General features: G+C 63.6%; 24 protein-coding genes. 7 read left to right on the top strand and 17 right to left on the bottom strand.

Annotation, left to right across the window (positions count from 1 at the left end):
* Position 1: 1 nt before the first annotated feature.
* The 3 genes from CK224_RS26600 (at position 2) to CK224_RS26610 (ending at position 3,835) form a co-directional block, all read left to right on the top strand.
* Positions 2 to 934, top strand: coding sequence for an alpha/beta hydrolase (locus CK224_RS26600; RefSeq protein ID WP_095783839.1), 933 nt, complete (start codon positions 2 to 4; stop codon positions 932 to 934).
* Between the two features lie 79 nt (positions 935 to 1,013).
* Positions 1,014 to 2,189, top strand: a complete 1,176-nt coding sequence (locus CK224_RS26605; RefSeq protein ID WP_095783840.1) for a CaiB/BaiF CoA-transferase family protein — start codon at positions 1,014 to 1,016, stop codon at positions 2,187 to 2,189.
* Positions 2,186 to 3,835: a thiamine pyrophosphate-binding protein gene (locus tag CK224_RS26610; RefSeq protein WP_095779068.1), complete on the top strand. Its 1,650-nt coding sequence runs from the start codon at positions 2,186 to 2,188 to the stop codon at positions 3,833 to 3,835. The genes CK224_RS26605 and CK224_RS26610 overlap by 4 nt, the downstream gene beginning before the upstream one ends.
* Positions 3,836 to 3,886: 51 nt before the next feature.
* Here CK224_RS26610 and CK224_RS26615 read toward each other — a convergent pair whose 3' ends face one another.
* From CK224_RS26615 to CK224_RS26640, 5 genes are all read right to left on the bottom strand, one after another.
* On the bottom strand, positions 3,887 to 4,333 hold the full coding sequence (locus tag CK224_RS26615) for a CHRD domain-containing protein (protein WP_066990644.1): 447 nt from the start codon (positions 4,331 to 4,333) through the stop codon (positions 3,887 to 3,889).
* A 174-nt stretch (positions 4,334 to 4,507) separates the two neighbouring features.
* Positions 4,508 to 5,479, bottom strand: a complete 972-nt coding sequence (locus CK224_RS26620) for an ABC transporter substrate-binding protein (RefSeq protein WP_066990642.1) — start codon at positions 5,477 to 5,479, stop codon at positions 4,508 to 4,510.
* A 39-nt stretch (positions 5,480 to 5,518) separates the two neighbouring features.
* On the bottom strand, positions 5,519 to 6,673 hold the full coding sequence (locus tag CK224_RS26625; RefSeq protein WP_095783841.1) for an ABC transporter permease: 1,155 nt from the start codon (positions 6,671 to 6,673) through the stop codon (positions 5,519 to 5,521).
* Positions 6,670 to 7,548, bottom strand: a complete 879-nt coding sequence (locus CK224_RS26630) for an ABC transporter permease (RefSeq protein ID WP_095783842.1) — start codon at positions 7,546 to 7,548, stop codon at positions 6,670 to 6,672. Before CK224_RS26630 ends, CK224_RS26625 begins: the two co-directional genes overlap by 4 nt.
* Positions 7,549 to 7,912: 364 nt before the next feature.
* Positions 7,913 to 8,704 carry an ABC transporter ATP-binding protein gene (locus CK224_RS26640; protein WP_066990627.1) on the bottom strand — a complete coding sequence of 264 codons (792 nt, stop codon included), beginning with the start codon at positions 8,702 to 8,704 and terminating at the stop codon, positions 7,913 to 7,915.
* Positions 8,705 to 8,814: 110 nt separating this feature from the next.
* Here CK224_RS26640 and CK224_RS26645 point away from each other — a divergent pair, with 110 nt between their 5' ends.
* Positions 8,815 to 9,225, top strand: a complete 411-nt coding sequence (locus tag CK224_RS26645; protein WP_176478031.1) for a cupin domain-containing protein — start codon at positions 8,815 to 8,817, stop codon at positions 9,223 to 9,225.
* Positions 9,226 to 9,242: 17 nt separating this feature from the next.
* On the opposite strand, the gene CK224_RS26650 is transcribed toward CK224_RS26645, so the two are convergent.
* From CK224_RS26650 to CK224_RS26665, 4 genes are all read right to left on the bottom strand, one after another.
* A complete protein-coding gene (locus CK224_RS26650) occupies positions 9,243 to 9,620 on the bottom strand; it encodes a hypothetical protein (RefSeq protein WP_176478032.1) in 378 nt (125 codons plus the stop codon).
* 2 nt (positions 9,621 to 9,622) lie between these two features.
* Complete coding sequence (gene hydA, locus CK224_RS26655; protein ID WP_067328963.1) at positions 9,623 to 11,074, bottom strand: dihydropyrimidinase; 1,452 nt, start codon at positions 11,072 to 11,074, stop codon at positions 9,623 to 9,625.
* Positions 11,075 to 11,138: 64 nt separating this feature from the next.
* A complete protein-coding gene (locus tag CK224_RS26660; protein ID WP_095783844.1) occupies positions 11,139 to 12,389 on the bottom strand; it encodes a Zn-dependent hydrolase in 1,251 nt (416 codons plus the stop codon).
* 69 nt (positions 12,390 to 12,458) lie between these two features.
* Positions 12,459 to 13,787 (bottom strand): aspartate aminotransferase family protein, encoded by a 1,329-nt coding sequence (locus CK224_RS26665; RefSeq protein WP_095783845.1) that lies wholly within the window; start codon positions 13,785 to 13,787, stop codon positions 12,459 to 12,461.
* 254 nt (positions 13,788 to 14,041) lie between these two features.
* Between CK224_RS26665 and CK224_RS26670 the strand changes: the two genes are divergently transcribed.
* A complete protein-coding gene (locus tag CK224_RS26670) occupies positions 14,042 to 14,671 on the top strand; it encodes a TetR family transcriptional regulator C-terminal domain-containing protein (protein WP_095783863.1) in 630 nt (209 codons plus the stop codon).
* Between the two features lie 12 nt (positions 14,672 to 14,683).
* Here the strand turns inward: CK224_RS26670 and CK224_RS26675 are convergent, their stop codons facing one another.
* Positions 14,684 to 15,556, bottom strand: a complete 873-nt coding sequence (locus CK224_RS26675; RefSeq protein ID WP_095783846.1) for a helix-turn-helix transcriptional regulator — start codon at positions 15,554 to 15,556, stop codon at positions 14,684 to 14,686.
* A gap of 102 nt (positions 15,557 to 15,658) precedes the next feature.
* Here CK224_RS26675 and CK224_RS26680 point away from each other — a divergent pair, with 102 nt between their 5' ends.
* Both CK224_RS26680 and CK224_RS26685 read left to right on the top strand, forming a co-directional pair.
* Positions 15,659 to 16,504, top strand: a complete 846-nt coding sequence (locus CK224_RS26680) for an SDR family NAD(P)-dependent oxidoreductase (protein ID WP_095783847.1) — start codon at positions 15,659 to 15,661, stop codon at positions 16,502 to 16,504.
* A complete protein-coding gene (locus CK224_RS26685) occupies positions 16,501 to 17,217 on the top strand; it encodes an SDR family oxidoreductase (RefSeq protein ID WP_066990603.1) in 717 nt (238 codons plus the stop codon). The genes CK224_RS26680 and CK224_RS26685 overlap by 4 nt, the downstream gene beginning before the upstream one ends.
* A gap of 5 nt (positions 17,218 to 17,222) precedes the next feature.
* Here CK224_RS26685 and CK224_RS26690 read toward each other — a convergent pair whose 3' ends face one another.
* From CK224_RS26690 to CK224_RS26715, 7 genes are all read right to left on the bottom strand, one after another.
* Entirely contained in the window at positions 17,223 to 17,717 is a 495-nt protein-coding gene (locus CK224_RS26690) for a DUF3592 domain-containing protein (RefSeq protein WP_095783848.1), read from the bottom strand.
* A gap of 100 nt (positions 17,718 to 17,817) precedes the next feature.
* Entirely contained in the window at positions 17,818 to 18,003 is a 186-nt protein-coding gene (locus CK224_RS32530) for a hypothetical protein (protein WP_245418755.1), read from the bottom strand.
* Between the two features lie 52 nt (positions 18,004 to 18,055).
* A complete protein-coding gene (locus CK224_RS32535) occupies positions 18,056 to 18,193 on the bottom strand; it encodes a hypothetical protein (RefSeq protein ID WP_348628415.1) in 138 nt (45 codons plus the stop codon).
* A 62-nt stretch (positions 18,194 to 18,255) separates the two neighbouring features.
* Positions 18,256 to 18,714 (bottom strand): carboxymuconolactone decarboxylase family protein, encoded by a 459-nt coding sequence (locus tag CK224_RS26700; RefSeq protein WP_095783849.1) that lies wholly within the window; start codon positions 18,712 to 18,714, stop codon positions 18,256 to 18,258.
* Positions 18,715 to 18,718: 4 nt separating this feature from the next.
* The gene (locus tag CK224_RS26705; RefSeq protein ID WP_095783864.1) at positions 18,719 to 19,243 is read right to left on the bottom strand and encodes an Rrf2 family transcriptional regulator; all 525 of its coding nucleotides are present in this window, start codon (positions 19,241 to 19,243) and stop codon (positions 18,719 to 18,721) included.
* A 110-nt stretch (positions 19,244 to 19,353) separates the two neighbouring features.
* A complete protein-coding gene (preA, locus tag CK224_RS26710) occupies positions 19,354 to 20,667 on the bottom strand; it encodes an NAD-dependent dihydropyrimidine dehydrogenase subunit PreA (RefSeq protein WP_067329150.1) in 1,314 nt (437 codons plus the stop codon).
* Between the two features lie 2 nt (positions 20,668 to 20,669).
* Positions 20,670 to 22,034, bottom strand: a complete 1,365-nt coding sequence (locus tag CK224_RS26715) for an NAD(P)-dependent oxidoreductase (protein ID WP_095783850.1) — start codon at positions 22,032 to 22,034, stop codon at positions 20,670 to 20,672.
* Positions 22,035 to 22,112: the final 78 nt, after the last annotated feature.

Consider the following 22,112-nt stretch of genomic DNA (forward strand, 5'->3'; position numbering starts at 1 on the left):
CATGCCATTCGACAAGCAGACCAGGCTGGCCTCACCGACCGGGGCCGACCTCAACCTCTATGTGAGACATGCGCAAATATCCCCGCGCGCCGTCATCCAGATCAATCACGGCTTGGCCGAGCATGCGGCGCGTTACGCCCGCTTTGCCGACTTCCTCGGCGCGCGCGGCTTCCATGTCTACGCCCATGACCATCGCGGCCATGGCGCGACAAAGGCGCCCGATGCGCCGCTCGGCCGGTTCGCCGATACCGACGGCATCGCCAAGGTGATTGCCGATGTCGGCGCGGTGCATGATCTGATCGCCGTTGAACATCCGGGATTGCCGGTCATCGCTTTTGGACACTCGCTCGGCGCCTCGATCGCGCTGAATTTCGTGCTCCGCCATTCCGATCGCGTCCATGCCGCAGCGATCTGGAACGGCAATTTCTCGCAAGGCCTGCTCGGCCGGCTGGCCCTGGCCATCCTGGGCTGGGAAAGGATGCGGCTGGGCTCCGACGTGCCATCTCGGCTGCTGCCCAAGCTGACCTTCCAGGCCTGGGGCAAGGCCGTGCCCAATCACCGGACCTTGTTCGACTGGCTGTCGCGCGATCCGGTTGAGCTCGACAAATACATCGCCGACCCGCTCTGCGGCTGGGATGCCTCGGTCTCCATGTGGCGCGATGTGGTCAACCTGGCGCTCTACGCCGGCAGGGATTCGAGCTTCGCCGGCGTGCGCCGCGACCTCTTCGTCAATCTGATCGGCGGCGAGAAGGATCCGGCATCGGACTACGGCAAAGCGGTTCACCACCTTGCCCGGCGTATGGACAAAATGGGCTTTTCGAATCTGGTTTCAAAGGTTTACGCCGACACCCGCCACGAGAGCCTGAACGAGGTCAACCGCGACGTCATCATGAATGATTTCGCCGCCTGGGCGGATCATACGCTGAAACCCTAGGCATTGGCCCATTGCATGGGTCGTGACAGGGGCGACCTCTGTTGGTAGACGCTGCGCTTTCAACCCTTCACGGTGATCCATGGCTGAACCCCCGCTGAAAGGCATCCGCGTCATCGAGCTCGCTCGCATCCTGGCAGGCCCCTGGGCCGGGCAGCTGCTCGCCGATCTCGGCGCCGATGTCATCAAGGTCGAGAGCCCGGACGGCGGCGACGACACCCGCAAATGGGGCCCACCCTTCGTCATGAGCCATGACGGCGAGAACCTTTCGGCGGCTTATTATCATTCCTGCAATCGCGGCAAGCGCTCGATCGCCATCGATTTCTCCAAGCCCGAGGGCGCCGACACGCTCCGCCGCCTCGTCGCCACGGCCGACGTGCTGATCGAGAACTTCAAGCTCGGCGGTCTCAAGAAATACGGGCTCGACTATGAGAGCCTGAAGAGGATCAACCCGCGCCTCGTCTATTGCTCGATCACCGGCTTTGGCCAGGACGGGCCGTACGCGCCCCGCGCGGGTTACGATTTCATCATCCAGGCGATGGCCGGCATGATGTCGATCACCGGCGAGGCCGGCCGCGAGCCGCAAAAGGCGGGCGTCGCCATCTCCGACCTGTTCACTGGGCTTTATTCGGTGATCGCCATCCAGGCGGCGCTCCGCCACGCAGAAAGGACCGGTGAAGGCCAGCATATCGACATGGCGCTTTTCGACAGCCAGATCTCGGCGCTCGGCAACCAGAACCTCAACTATCTGGTCTCCGGCAAGTCGCCCATGCAGATGGGCAACGCGCATATGAACATCGCGCCTTACGAGGTGCTGCCGGTGAAAGACGGCCATATCATCCTGGCGGTCGGCAATGACGGACAATTCACCAAGTTCTGCGCAGCGGTCGGCCTCACCGATCTGCCAGCCAATCCGGATTTCGCCACCAATCCGGCCCGCGTCGCCAATCGCGCCAAGCTGCGCGAACAGATCATCGAGACGCTGAGCACGTGGGATCGCGATCCGCTGCTGGCGAAGCTCGAGGCGGCCGGCGTGCCGGCAAGCCCGATCAACACGATCGGCCAGATGTTCGCCGACCCGCAGACGATCGCGCGCGGCATGCGGCTCGACCTGGACGACGGTCATGGCAATTTGCTGCCTACGGTACGTGCGCCGATGGTGATGTCCGGCACGCCGCTCGTCTATGAGCGCCCCTCGCCGCGTCTCGGCGAGCACACTGAGGAAATCCTTGCCGAACTGGAGAGATCAGCAAAATGAAGACCGGCGGACAATTGATCGTCGAGGCGCTCGAAGCGAACGGCACCGACCGCATCTTCTGCGTTCCAGGCGAATCCTATCTGGCGGTGCTCGACGCGCTGCATGACTCGCCGATCCGCACTATCGTCTGCCGTCAGGAAGGCGGAGCGGCGATGATGGCCGACTGCCAGGGGCGCCTGACCGGCAAGCCCGGGATATGCTTTGTCACCCGCGGCCCCGGCGCCACCAACGCTTCGGCCGGCATTCATATCGCCATGCAGGATTCGGTGCCGCTGATCCTGTTCATCGGCCAGGTCGCCAGTCACGCTAAGGAGCGCGAGGCTTTTCAGGAGGTCGACTACAAGCGCTTCTTCGGCGACATCGCCAAATGGGTGGTCGAGATCGACGATGCCTCGCGCATCCCGGAATTCGTCACCCGCGCCTTCGCGGTGGCGACGTCGGGCCGACCTGGTCCGGTCGTCATCTCGCTGCCCGAGGACATGCTGACCAGCGAGGTCGAGGCCCCACCGGCGCTGGCTCATACGCCGGTCGAAACAAGCCCCGGTGAAGCCGAACTCGACCGGCTTGAGGCCCTGCTCAATGCCGCCAAACGGCCAATTGCCATCCTGGGCGGCACGCGCTGGGATTTTCAAGCGGTTCAGGACGTCACCCGGATCGCAGAGGCCTGGTCACTGCCGGTCGGCTGCTCCTTCCGCCGCCAGATGCTGTTCGACCACTTGCATCCGAACTATGCCGGCGATGTCGGCATCGGCATCAATCCGAAGCTGGCTGCAGCGATCAAGCAGGCAGACCTGGTGCTGCTCATCGGCGGCCGCATGGGCGAGATGCCGTCCTCGGACTATACGCTGTTGAAAAGCCCTTACCCCGACCAGATGCTGGTGCATGTCCACGCCGACGCCGGCGAGCTTGGCCGCGTCTATCGGCCGACCCTGGCGATCAACGCCTCCCCCACCGCCTTCGTGCGGGCATTCGCCAGACGCAAAGGTTCGGCCGCGCCCGGTTGGGCGGCGGAGACGGCAAAGCTGCATGCCGCCTATCTCGAATGGTCGACGCCGCCTCAGACCGGCCCCGGCGCCGTGCAGATGGGGCCGATCATGACCTATCTGGAAAAGGCGCTGCCGGAAGACGCCATCCTCACCAACGGCGCCGGCAACTACGCCACCTGGGTGCATCGCTTCCACCGCTTCCGCCGCTTCGCCACGCAGGCGGCGCCGACTTCCGGCTCGATGGGCTACGGCACGCCGGCCGCGGTCGCGGCCAAGGCCCTATACCCGGACCGCGAGGTCATCGCGTTTGCCGGCGACGGCTGTTTTCTGATGAACGGGCAGGAGTTCGCGACCGCCGTGCAATACGACCTGCCGATCATCGTGGTGGTCGTCAACAACGGCATTTACGGCACGATCCGCATGCATCAGGAGCGGGAATATCCGAGCCGCGTCGTGGCGACCGACCTCAAGAACCCGGATTTCGCCGCTCTCGCCCGCGCCTATGGCGGCCATGGCGAGACCGTCGAAAAGACCGAAGACTTCGCTCCGGCCTTCGAACGCGCACGCGCCAGCGGCAAGCCGGCGATCGTCGAGATCAGGCTCGATCCTGAAGCCATCACGCCGACCCGCACGCTGACACAGATACGCGACAAGTCCTGATCAGGCAGAACGAGGCGGTCGCCCCCCTCGTTGCTGCCTGAGGAAACTCCGCTACATCGATCCGCCGGCTTTCTCGATCTGGCCGCGGATCTCGCCGTCCGGATTCGCCTTGGTGTGGACATTGACGTAGTACTTGCCGGCCTCGAGGTCGGCCGCCTGCGCGTCGGTCAGCGTCGCCGATCCCTTGATCGGGCTCTTGAGCTTCTTGAATGGGATCACCGGAGGTGCGTTTTCACCCGACGCGGCCGGGCCGTGAATGTGAGCAGCCGTCGCAGGTCCGCTGAGGCCGGAATATTTGACGTTCCAGCTGAGCTTCTTCTTGGCGGTGTCGAAGGTGAATGTGGCGGTTCCCTTGCCTTTGGTGGTGACGGGCGGGCTCTGCTGGCTACCGTCGAGCGTCGCATTGTACTTCACAGTTTCGGCCAAGGCCGGAGATGCGAGCAGCAAAGCAGTCGAGACAGCAAAGGCCGAAAGCATCGGCCATGATTGGATGCGCATTGGAGAACCTCCTTGGCTGGCGCGCATCCGCCCCGCCGCGGCTCCCCCGGCGCGCGGATGCCCCACTGCAACGGTTGGCAGGCCGCTTGTATCCCTGCACACGGATATTTTACCACAGCCAAGCAAAAGGGGCGGTCACCCGCCCCCGTTAAGTCTCGACTGGCTAGGTCAACCTTACTTGATCGCCTTGTCGGTTATCGCGGTCGTATAGGCGCCCGACGGCTCCTTCGCGATGATCTTCTGGTCGAGCAGCGCCTTGGCGGTGCGCTCATAGGTGGCCGGATCGAGCTTGCCGTCGGCATTGTCGATCAGCTTGGCGACTTCGCCCATCATGCGCTTCTGATGGTTCTCGTCCTGGCCGCCATTATCCATGACGATCTCGGCCGCCTCATCCGAATTGTCGACGGCGTATTTCCAGCCCTTCATCGAGGCGCGCACGAAGCGCACCATCTTGTCCTCGAAGGCCGGATCCTTGAGCTTGTTCTCCAGCGCGTAGAGGCCGTCCTCGAGCAGGTCGTTGCCCATGGCCGAATAGTTGAAGACGGTGAGCTGCTCCGGCTTGTAGCCGGCGTCGATCAGCTGCCAGTACTCGTTATAGGTCATGACCGAGATGCAGTCCGCCTGCTTCTGGATCAGCGGCTGCACGTCAAAGCTTTGCTTCAGCACGGTGACGCCGTCCTTGCCGCCGTCGGTCTTGAGGCCGAGCTTGTTCATCCAGGCATAGAACGGGTACTCGTTGCCGAAGAACCAGACGCCGAGGGTGTGGCCCTTGAAGTCGGCTTCGGTCTTGATCGGGCCGTCCTTCGGGCAGACCAGCTCCATGCCGGCTTTCTTGAACGGCTGGGCAATGTTGACCAGCGGCACGCCTTTTTCACGGGCGGCCAGCGCGCCGCCCATCCAGTCGACGATCACATCGGCGCCGCCGCCGGCGATCACCTGCTCGGGCGCGATATCCGGCCCACCCGGCTTGATGTCGACGTCGAGCCCTTCGGCCTCGTAGAAGCCCTTGGCCTTGGCGACGTAGTAGCCGGCGAACTGGGCCTGCGTGACCCATTTCAGCTGCAGCGTCACCTTGTCGGCCGCCATCGCTTGGAAAGCGGCCAGCGACATCGCCCCGGCCAGAGCAGAAATTACCAGTCTTTTCATGTTTTTACCCTCTGAAGTTAGCACCCAAACCCACCGCCCCTATCCACCACGGACAGAGGGATGCCAAAACGTGACGGCTCTCTCGACAAGAGCGACCACGCCATAAAAGACCGAACCCGCAAGTGCTGCAACTGCGATTTCGGCCCAGACCATGTCGATGTTCATCCGCCCGACTTCCGTCGAAATGCGGAATCCCATGCCGACCACGGGCGTGCCGAAGAACTCCGCGACGATGGCGCCGATCAGCGCCAGCGTCGAGTTGATCTTCAGCGCATTGAAGATGAACGGCATTGCCGCCGGCAGCCGCAGCTTCAGCAAGGTCGGCCAGTAGCCCGACGCATAAGTGCGCATCAAATCCCGCTCCATGTGGCCGGAGGCGGCAAGCCCCGCGACGGTGTTCACCAGCATCGGGAAGAAGGTCATGATGATGACGACCGCCGCCTTGGACGGCCAGTCGAAGCCGAACCACATCACCATGATCGGCGCGACGCCGATGATCGGCAGCGCCGATACCATGTTGCCGATCGGCAGCAGCCCGCGTCTGAGGAACGGCACACGGTCGGCAAGGATGGCGACGACGAAGCCGGCGAGATTGCCGACGATGTAGCCGATCAGCACCGCCTTGAAGATCGTCTGCCGCACGTCCGATCCCAGGATCGGCAGCGAGTTGGCGATGCGCGTGCCGATGGCGCTCGGCGGCGGCAAAAGGATGAAGGGAATGCCGGCGCCGCGCGTCACCGCTTCCCAGATGATCAGGATCCAGGCGCCGAAGATCGCCGGAATGATCAGCCGTAGCGCCGTTTTGGCCCCGCTGGCTGCAGGCCGTAACGAGGACAACAGGGCGACGCAGCGCCAGGCAAGCAACCAGGCGGCCGCGAGAACCAGAAAGTACGGCGCCAGTGCCGTGCCCTCGAAGCCTCCGATGCCCTTGACCAGAAGCCACGCTGCGACATGAGCGCCGATGAACAGGACAATCGCTTCGACAAGTGGCGCGAGTCTCACCGTCGAAACCAGCGCCGCGATCAGCAGCAATCCGAGGATGAGACCTTTGGTGCCCATATACGGGTAGGCAACCGTCGCGGCAGGCTCGGCGAGCGCCGCCGCTTCCGGTGTCGACATCGCGCCGAGCGCGAAGGCGGCGACGCAAAGAAGGATCGCCAGCACCGCTTGCCAGGATGGTTTCAGCCAGGTCATGCCGGCCTCCCGCCCATGGCGCGGTCGACCAGGCGGCCGGCGATGCCGACCACCATGACCAGAAGCGCGGCAACCACCGAGCCCGCAACCAGCGCCGACCAGATGTCGATCGTCTGGCTGTAATAGGCGCCCGAGAGCAGCTTGGCGCCGATTCCGGCGACAGCACCCGTCGGCAATTCGCCGACGATGGCGCCGACCAGGCTCGCCGCCACCGCCACCTTCATCGACGTGAACAGGAACGGCACCGATGCGGGGACGCGCAGCTTCCAGAAGGTCTGCGAGGCGCTGGCATTATAGGTGTGCATCAGGTCGAGATGCATGAGCTCGGGCGAGCGCAATCCCTTCACCATGCCGACCGCAACCGGGAAGAACGACAGATAGGTCGAGATCAGCGCCTTCGGGATCAGCCCGGTGATGCCGATGGCCGCCAGCACCACGATGATCATCGGCGCCACCGCCAGGATGGGAATGGTCTGCGAGGCGATGATCCATGGCATCAGGCTGCGGTCGAGCGTCGTCACATGCACGATGCCGACGGCGATCACGATGCCGAGCGCCGTGCCGAAAGCAAAGCCGAGCAGCGTCGAGGACAGCGTCACCCAGGCATTGTAGACCAAGCTGCGGTTCGAGGTGATGCCGCGCAGGAAGGTGTTCTCGAAGAAGTTCACCGCCACCTGGTGCGGCGCCGGCAGCGTCGGCTTCGGCTGCGACAACGTCTTGCCGATGAATTCGACCGTGCCGGGGGTTTCGTTGGCTCTGCCGTCGAGATCGCGCTGGAACGGCGCATTGAGGATGACGGCGAAGACATACCAGATCACCACCACGCCGGCGAGGATTGAGGTGACCGGGATGATCTTGGAACGGAAGGAGTCCATTTAGCAGGCCTTCCCCCGGCGCAACGGCAATACGCCCAGCTGCGCGTTCTTCGTCATCCTAGGGCGGAGCAAGGAGCGAAGCGACGCGGCGCAGACCCTAGGATCCATGCCGTTATCTCGACGCTCCGCTGTGGTGCAGATTACGGCTCCCTGCGTCGCGCTCAGCTCGTCGGGTATTCTGAGCCGCTTACGGCCTTCGGCCGAGGTCACGGCATGGATCCTAGGGTCTGCGCCGCGTCGCTTCGCGTCGCTCCGCCCTAGGATGACGAAATCACGGCGGGCGGCTCCCGCCACGCGCGCGGCTTCGCGCTTGCTCCGCCCCAGGATGTCGAAGCAGCGGGTGTCCGGCCGCTGGCAAGCACGCTCAATCATCATAGCTGTGCCCCGCCCTCAACCCGTCGCGCACGCGCGCGGCGATCGCCAGGAATTCCGGCGTCTCGCGGATGTCGAGCGGCCGCTTCCTGGGCAAGGTAGATTCGATCACGTCGGTGACGCGGCCCGGCCGCGGCGACATCACCACGATGCGGGTCGACAGATAGACCGCCTCGGGGATCGAATGGGTGACGAAGCAGATCGTCTTGTTGGTCGAATCCCAGAGTTCAAGAAGCTGTTCGTTCAGATGGTCGCGCACGATCTCGTCGAGCGCGCCGAACGGCTCGTCCATCAAAAGCAAATCGGCGTCGAAGGCGAGCGCGCGCGCGATCGAGGCGCGCTGCTGCATGCCGCCGGACAGCTGCCAGGGATACTTCTTCTCGAAGCCGGAGAGGTTGACGAGTTCGAGGGTGCGCTTGATGCGTTCCGCCTGCTCGGCCTGGCTGAGGCCAATGATTTCCAGCGGCAGCGCCACATTGCGCTCGATCGTGCGCCAAGGAAACAGCGCCGCCGCCTGGAAGACATAGCCGTAAGCCCGCTTCTCGCGCGCCTGCTCCGGCGAAATCCCATTGACGGAGATCGTTCCCGAGGTCGGCTTCTCCAGATCGGCGATAACGCGCAGCAAGGTTGTCTTGCCGCAGCCGGAGGGGCCGATGAAGGAGACGAACTCACCCTTGCCGATGGTGAGATCGACATTGGACAGCGCCTGCACCGGACCGTCATTGGTCTGGAAGGTGAGGCCGAGCTTGCTTGCCGAAACGACGGCTGGCGACTGTCCGCTCATCGGCAGAAACCTGTCTTTCGCAGCCGCTGCCGCGCCGGCCGGAATCCGGTTGATTTTACGATTGCCTTGCTTTCCACTCGTCCAGTCCCACTTGATCGACGCCCGGAGCCTTGCCGATGTCGCCTAAACCCACATGCCATCTTATTCGCCCTGAAAGCACTTATGAAGGCAAGCAAGGCTTGAGCTATTTCGCCGGTATTGCCGCCGAAACCGTCGGCTCCTCCGGCATTTGTATGCATCTTCTCACCATGCCGCCCGGCGCCCGCGCCAAGGCGCATATGCATGAGAACCACGAGACCGCGATCTATGTGCTCTCCGGCGAGGTCCATACCTGGTATGGCGACCGGCTCGAGCATCACAAAGTCGTCCAGGCCGGCGACCTGTTCTACATTCCGGCGGGAGTTCCGCATCTGCCCGCCAATCTGAGCGGTGCGCCCTCTTCGGCGGTCATCGCCCGCACCGATCCCAACGAGCAGGAAAGCGTGGTCCTGATGCCGGAACTGGATGCGTTGGTTGCCTGAAGTCGACGGGACCGCCGTCATTTGCACCGGGAGACTTCTCCCATCGCGTTGCCGTCCTTGTCGGCGATCACCAGTCTCTTGGCGTTCTTGGCGCTGCGCTTGATGATGAACTGGGCCGGCGTCTGCCCCTCCTCGCCTTCCGCCTCGCACTGCGCCGTCACCACAAGGGAGCCATTCGCCCGGGGTCTCTTGTCGGTAAAGGTGCAGGCGCTGGCGACCGTGACGAACGCCTCGCTGGTCAACAGCAGCATGTCCTCGGCATAGACCTCCTGGCCGTTCTTGTTGATGCAGCCGGATTTATTGCCCCAGGGCTTGGAGAGATCGATGCCGGCGGCGAAAGCTTGGCCGGCGGCCAGCAGCACGGCTGCCACGACGAGAAGGTGAGTTGCGCGCACGCTCAAACTCCGGTCGCCGGAATGCCCGTGCGCTCCACCTTGCGCGGTGCGCTGATCTCCTTCCAGGTCGAAAGCGCGCGGTTGACAGCGGCGTTCGGTTCGCGCGCCACGAACTCCCCGTGCCCGACCTTGGCCTTGACGTCCGCTTCTTCGATCGACAGTTCGCCGCGCGAAAAGACGAATCGCGGCAGCCCCGTCACCTCGAAACCCTCAAAGACGTTGTAGTCGATCACCGACTGCTGGTTCTTGGCCGTGATCGTCTTCTTGCGCTTCGGGTCCCAGACGACGATGTCGGCATCGGCGCCTTCGACGATCGCGCCCTTCTTCGGATACATGTTGAGGATCTTGGCGATGTTGGTCGAGGTCACCGCGACGAACTCGTTCATCGTCAGCCGACCGGTGTTGACGCCGGTAGTCCAAAGCACGGGCAAACGATCCTCGAGGCCGCCGGTGCCGTTCGGGATCTTGGTGAAGTCGCCGACGCCGTTGCGCTTCTGCTTGGTGGTGAAGGAGCAGTGGTCGGTCGCCACCACCTGCAGCGATCCGGCCTGCAGGCCCGCCCATAGCGAATCCTGGTGCCACTTGCTGCGGAAAGGCGGGCTCATCACGCGCCGCGCCGCATGGTCCCAGTCCTTGTTGAAATATTCGCTCTCGTCGAGCGTCAGGTGCTGAATCAGCGGCTCGCCATAGACGCGCATGCCCTTCTGGCGTGCCCGGCGGATGGCTTCATGGCTCTGCTCGCAGGAGACGTGCACGACATAGAGCGGCACGCCCGCCATGTCGGCGATCATGATGGCGCGGTTTGTCGCCTCGCCTTCCACTTCGGGCGGACGCGAATAGGCATGCCCCTCGGGGCCGTTATTGCCGGCGGCAAGCAGCTTCTGCGAGAGTGCCGCGACCACGTCGCCATTCTCGGCATGGACCAGCGGCAGCGCGCCGAGATCGGCGCAGCGCTGGAACGAGGAATACATCTCGTCGTCGTCAACCATCAGCGCGCCCTTATAGGCCATGAAATGCTTGAACGAGGTGATGCCCCTGTCGACGACGGTCGCCATCTCGTCGAAGACCTGCTTGCCCCACCAAGTGATCGCCATGTGGAAGGAATAGTCGCAGGCAGCCTTCGAGGTCTTGTTGTCCCACATCTGCAGCGCCTCCAGCAGCGACTGCTGCGGCGCCGGCAGGCAGAAATCGACGACCATGGTCGTGCCGCCGGAAAGCGCCGCGCGCGTGCCGGATTCGAAATCGTCGGCCGAATAGGTGCCCATGAAGGGCATTTCGAGATGGGTGTGCGGATCGATGCCGCCCGGCATGACATAGCAGCCCGTGGCGTCGAACTCGTGATCGCCATGCAGGTTCGAGCCGATGGCGATGATCTTGCCGTGCTGCATCAGCACGTCGGCTTTCCACGTGCGGTCGGCGGTGACGATGGTGCCGTTCTTGATGACTTTGGTCATATCCGTTCCCCTGATCTTTTCGCGCTTCTTTGCGAGCGGCTTTTTCGAGGTGATTTCTATTCGGTCATTCGACGATTCCTGCCGTCTCGACCACCGCGTGGAACAGCACATCGGCGCCTGCCGCCGCCCATTCCTTGGAGATGTCCTCGGCCTCGTTGTGGCTGAGCCCGCCGACACAGGGACACATGACCATGGTCGCCGGCGCGACCTTGGCCGCCCAGCAGGCGTCGTGGCCGGCGCCGGAGATGATGTTCATATGGCTGTAGCCCAGCTTCTCGGCGGCGGTGCGGACACGGCCGACCAACGTCGGATCGAAGGTCACCGGATCGAAATGGCCGACCGCCTCGACGGCGCATTTCACGCCGAGCGGCTCGCAGATCTTCGGCGCCTCCTTCTCGATGCGGGCGCGCATGCCGTCGAGCTTCGCCTTATCGGGCGAGCGGATATCGACAGTGAAGATCACCGTGCCCGGCAAAACGTTGCGGGAGTTGGGCGAGAACTTCACCTGGCCTACACCGCCGACGGCGCCAGGCTGGTTCTCCATCGCGACCGTCTGCACCATCTCCAGGATGCGGGCCATGGCCAACCCCGCATTGACGCGCATGTTCATCGGGGTCGAGCCGGTATGCGCCTCCCGGCCGGTCAGCGTGAATTCCAGCCACCACAGGCCCTGGCAGTGGGTCACCACGCCGATCTGCTTGTTCTCGGCCTCGAGGATGGGCCCCTGCTCGATATGGTACTCGAAATAGGCGTGCATCTTACGCGCGCCGACCGTCTCGTCGCCGACCCAACCGATCCGCTTCAGCTCGTCGCCGAAGCTCAGGCCGTCGAGATCCTTGCGGGCATAGGCATAGTCCTGAGTGTGGACGCCTGCGAACACGCCGGAGGCGAGCATGGCCGGCGCGAAACGGGCTCCCTCCTCGTTCGTCCAGTTGGTGACGACGATCGGATGTTTGGTCTTGATGCCGAGATCGTTGAGCGAGCGCACGACCTCGAGGCCAGAGAGCACGCCGAGCACGCCGTCATATTTGCCGCCGGTGGGCTGGGTATCGAGATGGGAGCCGACATAGATCGGCAGCGCGTCCGGATCGGTGCCGGGCCGCGTCATGAACATGGTGCCCATCTGGTCCACGCCCATCGTGAGCCCGGCCTCGTCGCACCAGGACTTGAACAGTTCGCGGCCTTGCTTGTCGGAATCGGTCAGCGTCTGGCGATTGTTGCCCCCGGCGATGCCGGGGCCGATCTTCGCCATCTCCATGATGGAATCCCACAAACGGTCTGAATTGATTCGCAGATTCTCGCCGGGGGCGGCCATTCAAAGTCCTCTCATTTCAGGTCTCCGGTCGGGCGGCGGTTCCCGTCGCCGCCCGAGCGGTTTGAGCACTTAGTCTATAGAGCGCAGCACATCGCGAACATGGTCGATCAGTTCGTTGATCTGGCCCTTGGTGATAATCAGCGGCGGCGACAGCGCGATGATGTCGCCGGTTGTGCGGATCAGCGCGCCGCGTTCGAACGCTTTGACGAAGGCCGAGAAGGCCCGCTTGGTCGGGCTACCGGCGATCGGCGCCAGCTCGATCGCGCCGATCAGGCCGATATTGCGGATGTCGATGACATGCGGCTCGCCCTTTAGCGAATGCAGCGCGTCTTCCCAGTAAGGCGCCAGTTCCTCGCCGCAGGTTAGCAGGCCTTCTTCCTTATAAGTGTCCAAAGTGCCGAGAGCCGCGGCGCAGGCGATCGGATTGCCCGAATAGGTGTAGCCGTGGAAGAACTCGATCATGTGCTCCGGGCCGTTCATGAAGGCGTCGTGGATTTCCTTCTTCACGAAAACCGCGCCCATCGGGATGACGCCGTTGGAGACGCCCTTGGCCGTCGTCATGATATCCGGCGTGACGCCGAAATAATCCGCCGCGAACGGCGCGCCAAGACGGCCGAAGCCGGTGATCACTTCATCGAAGATCAACAATATGCCGTGCTTGGTGCAGATTTCTCGAAGCTTCTGCAGGTAGCCTTTCGGCGGCAGGATGACGCCGGTCGAGCCTGCGACCGGCTCGACGATCACCGCCGCGATGGTCGAGGCGTCATGCAGGGTGACGAGACGCTCGAGCTCGTTCGCCAATTCGGCGCCGTGCTCAGGCACGCCCTTCGAGAAGGCGTTCTTCTCCGGCAAGTGGGTGTGCGGCAGATGGTCGACGCCGCCGAGCAGCGTGCCGAACATCTTGCGGTTGGCGACGATGCCCCCGACCGAAATGCCGCCGAAATTGACGCCGTGATAGCCGCGCTCGCGGCCGATCAGCCGGGTGCGCGAGCCCTCGCCGCGGACACGGTGATAGGCGATCGCCATCTTCAACGCGGTCTCGACCGACTCCGAACCGGAATTGGTGAAGAACACATGGTCCATGCCCTTCGGCGCGATATCGACCAGGCGGTTCGCCAGTTCGAAGACGATCGGGTGGCCCATCTGGAAGGCCGGCGCATAGTCGAGTTCGGCGGCCTGCTGCTGAATGGCCTCGGTGATCTTCGGCCGGCAATGGCCGGCGTTGACGCACCAGAGGCCTGCAGTGCCGTCGAGCACCTTGCGGCCATCGCTCGTCGTGTAGTGCATGTCCTTGGCGGACACGAACATGCGCGGCGCCTGCTTGAACTGCCGGTTTGCCGTGAACGGCATCCAGAATGCGCTGAGATCGTTCGGCGTGACTTTCAGCCGGTTGGACATGACCAAGATTTCCCCTTGTAACCTGTTTCGGTGCGCTAACGCTTGGTCTTCCCAAGGCTTGGTCTTCGTTGCGTTTTCGTGCTACGCAAAATTTTGACCGGTTGGACAAACGTTAGCACCGCCCTGTCGGCGGTCAAGGGACTACTAACGGAAATGCGGCATCGAAAGCGCGCTCCACGGCTCGGAGAAAAACTGGTCCAGAGAATTGGTCCAGAGTGCCCACACGGCAGCAGCCGGCAAGGATGACGGACACGATGGAAGGCTCAGCTCCACGCCGCACCCGCATCCAGCAGGAAAAGCGCGAGCTCATCCTGGAAGCCGCGCTGGAAGTCTTCTCCGCCAACGGTTTTCGCGGCTCGACCATCGACCAGATTGCCGAAGCCGCCGGCATGTCGAAGCCGAACCTCCTCTATTACTTCCGCCGCAAGGAGGACATTCACGAGACGTTGATGCAGCGGCTCCTGGACACCTGGCTGGCGCCGCTCCGCGAGCTTGACGATATCGGCGATCCGATGACCGAGCTCAGAAGCTACATCCGCCGCAAGCTCGAAATGGCGCGCGATTTTCCGCGCGAAAGCCGGCTCTTCGCCAACGAGATCCTGCAGGGCGCGCCGCGCATCATGCCGATGCTCGAGGGCGAGCTGAAAACGCTGGTCGAGGAGAAGGCCGCCGTCATCAAGGGCTGGATGCGCGCCGGCAAGATAGCCCGCACCGACCCCTGGCATCTGATCTTCTCGATCTGGGCGACGACGCAGCACTACGCCGATTTCGATGTCCAGGTGCGCGCCGTGCTCGGCCCCGACCGCGGCGGCGACGGCCGCTTCGAGGATGCTGCCCGGTTCCTGGAGCAACTGTTCCTCGATGGGCTGAAGCCGAAAGTCTAGGTCGGGCGAAGATCAGGCGCTGCGCCGCTCGGCGGGCTTCTCTTCTAGCAGCTTCTTGAGCTTGGCGATCGTATTCTGCTCGGGCAACGGCGTGTAGACGATCAGCCGCATGTCCGAGCCATCGTCGATCGACAGGCTCATATGCTCGAAAGCCATCGGGCCGGCTGTGGGATGGCGGACGTGTTTCACGCCCGTCAGCCTTCTCGCCACGTCCCGCCGCGGCCACCAATCACGGAACTCCGGGCTTGAGCGCATCATCAGCGCGATCAGCCGCTCGAAATCCGGATCGCCGACATATTTGGCGCTCTCCGCGCGAAACGAAGCGAGCACCACGCGGGCAAGCTCTTCCCAATCGACCAGCAGCCGGCGGTGATGCGGGCTTGTGAACACCAGATGGACGATGTTGCGGGCATCGCCCTCCAGCAGGCCATAGTCGCCGAACAAGGCGACCGCCGCCGGATTCCAGGCGAGCACATCCCAACGCCGGCCAACCACATAAGCCGGCTGCAGGACGAGGCTCCCCAGCATGTGCAGCAGTGTGGCGTCGACCTTTTCAGACGTCGCCGTGCGCCGCTCCGGCTGCTGGCGGCCGGCAAGGATGAACAGATGCCGCTTCTCGACGGCGTCCAGGCGCAGCGCATCGCAGAGCGCGGTCAGCACCTCGACCGAGGGCCGCACGTCCCGCCCCTGCTCCAGCCAGGTGTACCAGGTGGTGCCGACGCCGGCGATCATCGCCACTTCCTCGCGCCTCAGCCCGGGCGTACGCCGCCTGGCGCCGCTCGCAATCCCAATGTCGGCAGGCGAGAGCCGCTCCCGGCGCGAGCGCAGGAAAGCGCCGAGCTCGCGGCGGCGGCTGTCGTCAGGGGAATGGGGCACGGCATCCATGCAGCTATTATAGCAGTATCGATACCAGGATAAAAATTGAACTGTTTGGCCTGCGCGCCGCGCCCCATCTTGCGTTCAGAGCAGCATAAGGAGGCTCTGAACATGGAACTTAAGAACAAGACCGTTCTCGTCACCGGCTCGACCGACGGGGTTGGCCGCGTGGTCGCTGAAAGGCTCGGCGCTGCCGGCGCCCGCGTGCTGGTGCATGGCCGCGACCAAACTCGCGCCAAGGCGACAGTCGCTGCCATCGAAGCCGAGGGCGGCAACGCCGAATTTCTGCTTGCGGATCTTTCGTCGCTCGCCGAAGTGCGCCGCCTTGCCGGCGCCGTGCGGGCAGGAACCGACCGGCTCGACATATTGATCAGCAATGCCGGCGTCGGCACGGGCGGCGAAGGCGCAAAAAGGCAAGTGAGCGCCGACGGCTACGAAATGCGCTTCGCCGTCAACTATCTCGCAGGCTTCCTGCTGTCGTCGGAGCTTTTGCCCTTGCTGAAGGCAAGTGCGCCGGCGCGCATCGTCAATGTCGCCTCCGCCGGCCAGCAGGCGATCGATTTCGACGATATCAATCTGGCCCGCGGCTACAGCGGCGTGCGCGCCTATTGCCAGAGCAAGCTGGCGCAGATCTTGTTCACCATCGATCTGGCCGAGCAGCTCGAAGGCAGCGGCGTCACCGTCAATGCACTCCATCCGGCAAGCTACATGGATACCACCATGGTCCGGCAGGCCGGCATCACACCATGGAGCTCGGTCGAGACCGGCGCCGACGCGATCCTCAACTTGGCAATATCTCCGGCGCTCGAAGGGCGCAGCGGCCTCTATTTCGATGGCCAGCGGGAAGCGCGCGCCGATGCCCAGGCCTATGACGAAAGAGCCCGCAGCCGGTTGCGGGCGCTCAGCCTCGAACTGACCGGACAATCTTCCGCGACATCCAGGGAACAGCATTCATGAGCATCGAACATTGCGTCATCATCGGCGGCTCGTCTGGCATTGGCCTTGCCACAGCCAAACGGCTGCTCAGCCCCACGATGAAGGTGACGATCACCGGCCGCAGCGAGGACAAGCTGAACAACGCCTGGAAGAGCCTCGGCGGCACCGTCGGCAAGGCCGCTTTCGACGCGACCAAGCCGGACGCGGTCCGGCACTTCTTCGATGGTCTCGGCCCATTCGACCATCTCGTTCTCGCCGCAAGCGGCGGCAGGGGCCTTGGGCCGTTCGCGACCCTCGACCTTGCCGACATCGGCAGCGGCGTCGACGAGAAGATCAAGCCGCAGCTAGGCTGCTTGCAAGCGGCCCTGCCGACCTTGAACAAAGCCGGATCGGTCACTTTCATTTCGGCCGTCTCGGCGCAGATCGCAGCACCCGGCATTGCCGGCATCGGCGCCATCAACGGCATGCTTTTGACCGTAGTCCCGATCCTGGCCGTCGAACTGAAGCCGCTGCGCGTCAACGTCGTGGCCCCCGGCGTCATCGATACGCCCTGGTGGGATTTTCTATCGGGCGAAGAGCGGCAGGCGGTCTTTGCCGAGTACGCCGGAAAGACGCCGGTCGGCCGCATCGGCCGCGCCGAGGACGTCGCCGACGCGATCGCCTTCCTGGTGTCCAACGGTTTCATGACCGGCCAGGTGCTGACCTGCGACGGCGGCCTGCGCTTCGCCGCCTGAATGGATCAATTGGAAAAGAGGCCGGGCAAGAAGGCCAGCACCATCAGCCCGGCGACGACCGCATACCAGACAGCCAGGTGGACGGCCTTCATCAGCGGGCGGCCGACTTCCCGCGCCCGCTTCGGGTGGAGAGGGTCATAAATCACTTCGACCACTGCGCCGACGTTCCCGGTCGTTCCGTTGACCGGCAGATGCGATCCGAAACGCCAGGTCTTGCCCAGTCGGTCGGCGAATTCGATGATCGGCGTGTCCGGCCCGTCGCTCGACTTGTCGATGCCGATCACCTTGCCGGTGGCAAAGGCGCCGCGTCGCCTGAGCATGATGTCGCCATAGGTCTGTATGGCGACGACCGCCAGGAAGAAGACGCCGCACAGAAAGCACCATATCTGAATGTCGCTCGGATGCTGGCCGAAGGCTCCCGCGACTGCACGGAACGGCAACAGCGTCTGGTGGAAGGCATCCGAAACGCGTGCCCAGAATGCAGTCCAGCTCTGCTCCATGAACGCTCCGACGGCGAACCTGTTTTTTGCCAATACAGGACAATCGCGACAAACCGATTAACGCGGCGCCACTCAATTGTGCGGAATCCGAGTGCGGTTGTCAGGCATAGTGCGTGGTCAGTGCCAGAATGCCGCTGGGTAAGGCGACATTGCCGACGAAGCCGTTGATGCGTGAGGTGCGATCCGGACCCTGATGATTCCAGAAATTGTGAAACATCGGCGTCGCGACGATCAGGAACAGGGTCAGGCTTGCCGCCGCCAGCGCGGTCCATAAGCCGCCGATCACCAGCCGTCCGGCGCGACCTGCAGGACATGCCCAGCCACAATGCCGGCCCTGCCTAAGGCACGCCGCGTACCGCCATCATCGGGATGAGCAGATCTTGTGCTGGACGTTGCGCAGGCCGGGCAATGACGAAGGCGCCGCCGAGCAGCAGGCGCGCGGCAAACAGAATCTCGTTCTGAAAATTCTCAAACATGTCATTGATTTCGCAAATGAAAGCCGCGCGGAACGTTTTGCGATCCGCGCGGCTTTGGATGGTCAGGCAGCCTTGGCGGCCGGCATCGGATGGATGGCGTGGAACGACACGCAGAGCCGGTTCCAGGTGTTGATCATGCCGATCACCACTGTCAGCTTGACCAGCTCTTCCTCGGAGAACTGCTCCAGCGTCCTGGCGTAGAAATCGTCCGGAACGCCATTGTCGGAGATGTTCGTCACCTTCTCGGTCCAAGCGAGCGCGGCGCGCTCGCGCTCGGAAAACAGCGGCGACTCCTTCCAGGCGGCGACCAGATAAAGCCGCTGCTCCGTTTCGCCATCGCGTCTTGCCTCGCGGCTGTGCATCTCGACACAATAGGAACAGCCATTGATCTGGGAAGCCCTGAGCTTGACCAGGTGCATCAGGCTTTCTTCCAGCCCGCACTCCTCGACGGCCTTGTTGAGCGCCATCACCGCCTTCATGATTTCAGGCGCCTTGGCGAAGAACTGCAGCCTCTGTTTCATTCTCTTACCTTTCACGCTTTGCTTGGTTGTTGAACTTTTGCAGCCGCTGATGGCGTTCGACGAAGGCGCAGCTTGCGGCGACGGTGCGGGGATCGGCGTCGTTCATGAAATCGGCGACGATGTCGGAGAGCTTTGCCTCGCCAAGGGCGGCACGATAAGCGCGCTCGGCCTTCAGCATCGCGGCATTGATGCCGCACGGTTTGACATAGGCCGACGCGTCTAGCTTGACCGGCCCGCGCTGGCGGATCTCTCCGCAGCGGAAGGCCGGCTCCCTGCCCTCGACCGCAAGCACGATGTCGAGCAGCGTGATCCGCTCGGCCGGCCGCGCCAGCCTGTAGCCGCCTGCCGGCCCCGGCACGGATTCCAGGATGCGCGCCGTTGTCAGCTGATTGAGATGCTTCAAGAGATAGCTCGGCGACAGGCCGAACGCCTCGGCCATGGCCGCGCCCGACATGGTGCTGTTGCCGTCGACGCCGGCAAGCATGGCGGCGCAGTGGATCGCCGCTTCGACGCCCTCTCCCAGCTTCACGATCTTTGGCTCCAATTCATGGATAGTACCTATCATGGATAATTATTATCTGCAATATAGGTAACGAAAAACGGCACCCGAAGGCGCCGCATTTCTTTCAAAAGTGTTCCCTACTCCGCGGCCACCTTGGCCATCGGATTGTTCGGATGCGTCGTCCAGTTGGCGTAGACCGGCGACACCGGTATGCCCGTGCGCTGATCCAGCACGCCGGCGGCCAGCGGTTCCATGGTGATGCAGCCCTCGACCGGGCAGACATTGACGCAAAGATTGCACCCGACGCATTCGGCCTCGATCACCTCGAAATGCCTGACGCCGTCGACCATGCTGGTGATCGCCTGGTGCGAGGTGTCCTCGCAGGCGATGTGGCAGCGCCCGCATTTGATGCACGCGTCCTGGTCGATATGCGCCTTGGCGACATAGTTGAGGTTGAGATACTGCCAGTCCGTGACATTGGGTGTGGCGCGGCCGATGATGTCGGAGAGCGAGGCGTGGCCCTTCTCGTCCATCCAGTTCTCCAGCCCCGCGATCATCTCCTGCACGATCTTGAAACCATAGGTCATTGCCGCCGTGCAGACCTGCACGTTGCCGGCGCCGAGTGCCATGAATTCGGCAGCATCCCGCCAGGTTGTGATGCCGCCGATGCCCGAGATTGGCAGGCCGTGCGTTTCCGGATCGCGCGCGATCTCGGCCACCATGTTCATCGCGATCGGCTTCACCGCCGGGCCGCAATAGCCGCCATGCGAGCCCTTGCCGTCGATGGTCGGCTGCGGCGCAAAACTGTCGAGGTCGACCCCGGTGATCGAGTTGATGGTGTTGATCAGCGACACCGCGTCGGTGCCGCCGGCTTTGGCGGCCCGCGCCGGCTTGCGGATGTCGGTGATGTTCGGCGTCAGCTTGGTGATGACCGGCATGCGCGTGTACTGCTTGCACCAGCGCACCACCATCTCGATATATTCCGGCACCTGGCCCACCGCCGAGCCCATGCCGCGTTCGCTCATGCCGTGCGGGCAGCCGAAATTGAGCTCGATGCCGTCGGCGCCGGTCTCCTCGACCAGCGGCAGGATCGCCTTCCAGCTTTCCTCCTCGCAAGGCACCATGATCGAGGCGACCAGCGCCCGATCCGGCCAGTTCATCTTCACCTGCTTCATCTCGCGCAGATTGGTCTGCAGGTCGCGGTCGGTGATCAGCTCGATATTGTTCAGGCCGAGCAGCCGGCGGTCGGCGCCCCAGATCGCGCCGTAGCGCGGGCCGTTGACGTTGACGACCGGCGGGCCCTCTTCGCCAAGCGTCTTCCAGACCACGCCGCCCCAGCCGGCTTTGAAGGCGCGTTCGACATTATAGGCCTTGTCGGTCGGCGGCGCCGAAGCCAGCCAGAACGGATTTGGCGACTTGATGCCGACGAAGGTGTTGCGGATGTCTGCCATGCTCATGCCCTCCCGTTAGAGGTCAGTGCCCGGTGGATGGATTCGGCGGCGTCGCGGCCTTGCGCCACGGCCGAGACCGTCAGGTCGTCGCCGCCGAAGATGCAGTCGCCGCCCGCCCAGACTTTCGCCAGCGAGGTGCGACCCTCGGCATCGATCCTGATGCGGCCGCCATCGAGCTCGATGGAAGCAACGCTGCCGTTGAGATGAGCCGGCACAAAGCTCTGGCCAATCGCCTTGAACACCTGGTCGGCGTTGAGCCTCAGCATTTCGCCGGTACCGGCGAGCTTGTCGCCATTCATGGCTGTGTATTCGAGCTCGATCGCCGACACTTTGCCGTTCTCGGCGATGACGCGCTTCGGCTGCAGCCAGTGGCGAATCGTGACGCCGTTCGCGGCGGCCAGATCCTGCTCGAAGCCGGAGGCATTCATATGCTCCTGGCCGCGCCGGTAGCAGATCGTCACCTCCTCGGCGCCGAGCAGCTTCGACTGCACCGCGGCGTCGATCGCCGTCATGCCGCCGCCGATGACGACGACGCGGCGGCCGACCGGCAGGCTGGAAAGGTCGCTTGCCTGCCTGAGTTCGGCGATGAACTCGACTGCGTTGGCGACGCCATCCGTATCCTCGCCTTCGGCGCGCAGCGCATTGACGCCGCCGAGCCCGAGGCCAAGGAACACCGCATCGTAGTTGCGGATCAGGTCGGAAAGCTGGAAGTCCCGTCCGAGCGCTTTGCCGTTCTGGATGTCGATGCCGCCGATCGCGGTGACGTAGTCGACCTCGGCCTGAGCGAAATCGTCGACGCTCTTGTAAGCCGCGATGCCGTATTCATTGAGGCCGCCGGCCTTCGGCCGCGCTTCGAGGATCGTCACATCGTGGCCGTGGCGGGCCAAGCGATGCGCCGCCGCCAGGCCCGCTGGCCCGGCGCCGACCACAGCGACCGTTTTTCCGGTCGGTTCGGCGCGCTTGTAGAACTGCTTGCCCTCATCCATCGCGACATCGGTCGCATAGCGCTGCAGCCGGCCGATCTGCACCGGCTTGCCCTCCGCGACCTCGCGCACGCAGACCTCTTCGCACAGCGTCTCCGTCGGGCAGACGCGGGCGCACATGCCGCCAAGAATGTTCTGGTCGAAAATGGTCTTGGCCGAGCCCAGCGGATTGCCGGTCGCGATCTGCCGGATGAACAACGGGATATCGATCGAGGTCGGGCATGCATTCATGCACGGCGCATCGTAGCAGAAATAGCAGCGATCGGCCTCAACCAGCGCCTCGTGGTGATCGAGCGGCGGGTGCAGGTCGGAAAAATTATCGGCGTATTGCTCCGCAGACAGCCGGCCGCCGGCTATGCCTTCGATGAAATGACCAGTCGCCATTCCAGTTCCCCTTGTTTGTTTTGAGGAAAGCTAGCACGTTTTATTTTTTTATCAATTGGTCAATTTTCGGCCAAGCTG

Origin of the sequence: Mesorhizobium sp. WSM3862 (genome assembly GCF_002294985.1) — a bacterium.
Classification (GTDB): Bacteria; Pseudomonadota; Alphaproteobacteria; order Rhizobiales; family Rhizobiaceae; genus Mesorhizobium.

What these genes read in the sequence shown, in the direction of transcription:
- CK224_RS26600 (WP_095783839.1), top strand. Translation starts at nt 2, where the DNA reads ATGCCATTCGACAAGCAGACCAGGCTGGCCTCACCGACCGGGGCCGAC.
- CK224_RS26605 (WP_095783840.1), top strand. Translation starts at nt 1,014, where the DNA reads ATGGCTGAACCCCCGCTGAAAGGCATCCGCGTCATCGAGCTCGCTCGC.
- CK224_RS26610 (WP_095779068.1), top strand. Translation starts at nt 2,186, where the DNA reads ATGAAGACCGGCGGACAATTGATCGTCGAGGCGCTCGAAGCGAACGGC.
- CK224_RS26615 (WP_066990644.1), bottom strand. Translation starts at nt 4,333, where the DNA reads ATGCGCATCCAATCATGGCCGATGCTTTCGGCCTTTGCTGTCTCGACT.
- CK224_RS26620 (WP_066990642.1), bottom strand. Translation starts at nt 5,479, where the DNA reads ATGAAAAGACTGGTAATTTCTGCTCTGGCCGGGGCGATGTCGCTGGCC.
- CK224_RS26625 (WP_095783841.1), bottom strand. Translation starts at nt 6,673, where the DNA reads ATGACCTGGCTGAAACCATCCTGGCAAGCGGTGCTGGCGATCCTTCTT.
- CK224_RS26630 (WP_095783842.1), bottom strand. Translation starts at nt 7,548, where the DNA reads ATGGACTCCTTCCGTTCCAAGATCATCCCGGTCACCTCAATCCTCGCC.
- CK224_RS26640 (WP_066990627.1), bottom strand. Translation starts at nt 8,704, where the DNA reads ATGAGCGGACAGTCGCCAGCCGTCGTTTCGGCAAGCAAGCTCGGCCTC.
- hydA (WP_067328963.1), bottom strand. Translation starts at nt 11,074, where the DNA reads ATGACCAAAGTCATCAAGAACGGCACCATCGTCACCGCCGACCGCACG.
- CK224_RS26660 (WP_095783844.1), bottom strand. Translation starts at nt 12,389, where the DNA reads ATGGCCGCCCCCGGCGAGAATCTGCGAATCAATTCAGACCGTTTGTGG.
- CK224_RS26665 (WP_095783845.1), bottom strand. Translation starts at nt 13,787, where the DNA reads ATGTCCAACCGGCTGAAAGTCACGCCGAACGATCTCAGCGCATTCTGG.
- CK224_RS26670 (WP_095783863.1), top strand. Translation starts at nt 14,042, where the DNA reads ATGGAAGGCTCAGCTCCACGCCGCACCCGCATCCAGCAGGAAAAGCGC.
- CK224_RS26675 (WP_095783846.1), bottom strand. Translation starts at nt 15,556, where the DNA reads ATGGATGCCGTGCCCCATTCCCCTGACGACAGCCGCCGCCGCGAGCTC.
- CK224_RS26680 (WP_095783847.1), top strand. Translation starts at nt 15,659, where the DNA reads ATGGAACTTAAGAACAAGACCGTTCTCGTCACCGGCTCGACCGACGGG.
- CK224_RS26685 (WP_066990603.1), top strand. Translation starts at nt 16,501, where the DNA reads ATGAGCATCGAACATTGCGTCATCATCGGCGGCTCGTCTGGCATTGGC.
- CK224_RS26690 (WP_095783848.1), bottom strand. Translation starts at nt 17,717, where the DNA reads ATGGAGCAGAGCTGGACTGCATTCTGGGCACGCGTTTCGGATGCCTTC.
- CK224_RS32535 (WP_348628415.1), bottom strand. Translation starts at nt 18,193, where the DNA reads ATGTTTGAGAATTTTCAGAACGAGATTCTGTTTGCCGCGCGCCTGCTG.
- CK224_RS26700 (WP_095783849.1), bottom strand. Translation starts at nt 18,714, where the DNA reads ATGAAACAGAGGCTGCAGTTCTTCGCCAAGGCGCCTGAAATCATGAAG.
- preA (WP_067329150.1), bottom strand. Translation starts at nt 20,667, where the DNA reads ATGGCAGACATCCGCAACACCTTCGTCGGCATCAAGTCGCCAAATCCG.
- CK224_RS26715 (WP_095783850.1), bottom strand. Translation starts at nt 22,034, where the DNA reads ATGGCGACTGGTCATTTCATCGAAGGCATAGCCGGCGGCCGGCTGTCT.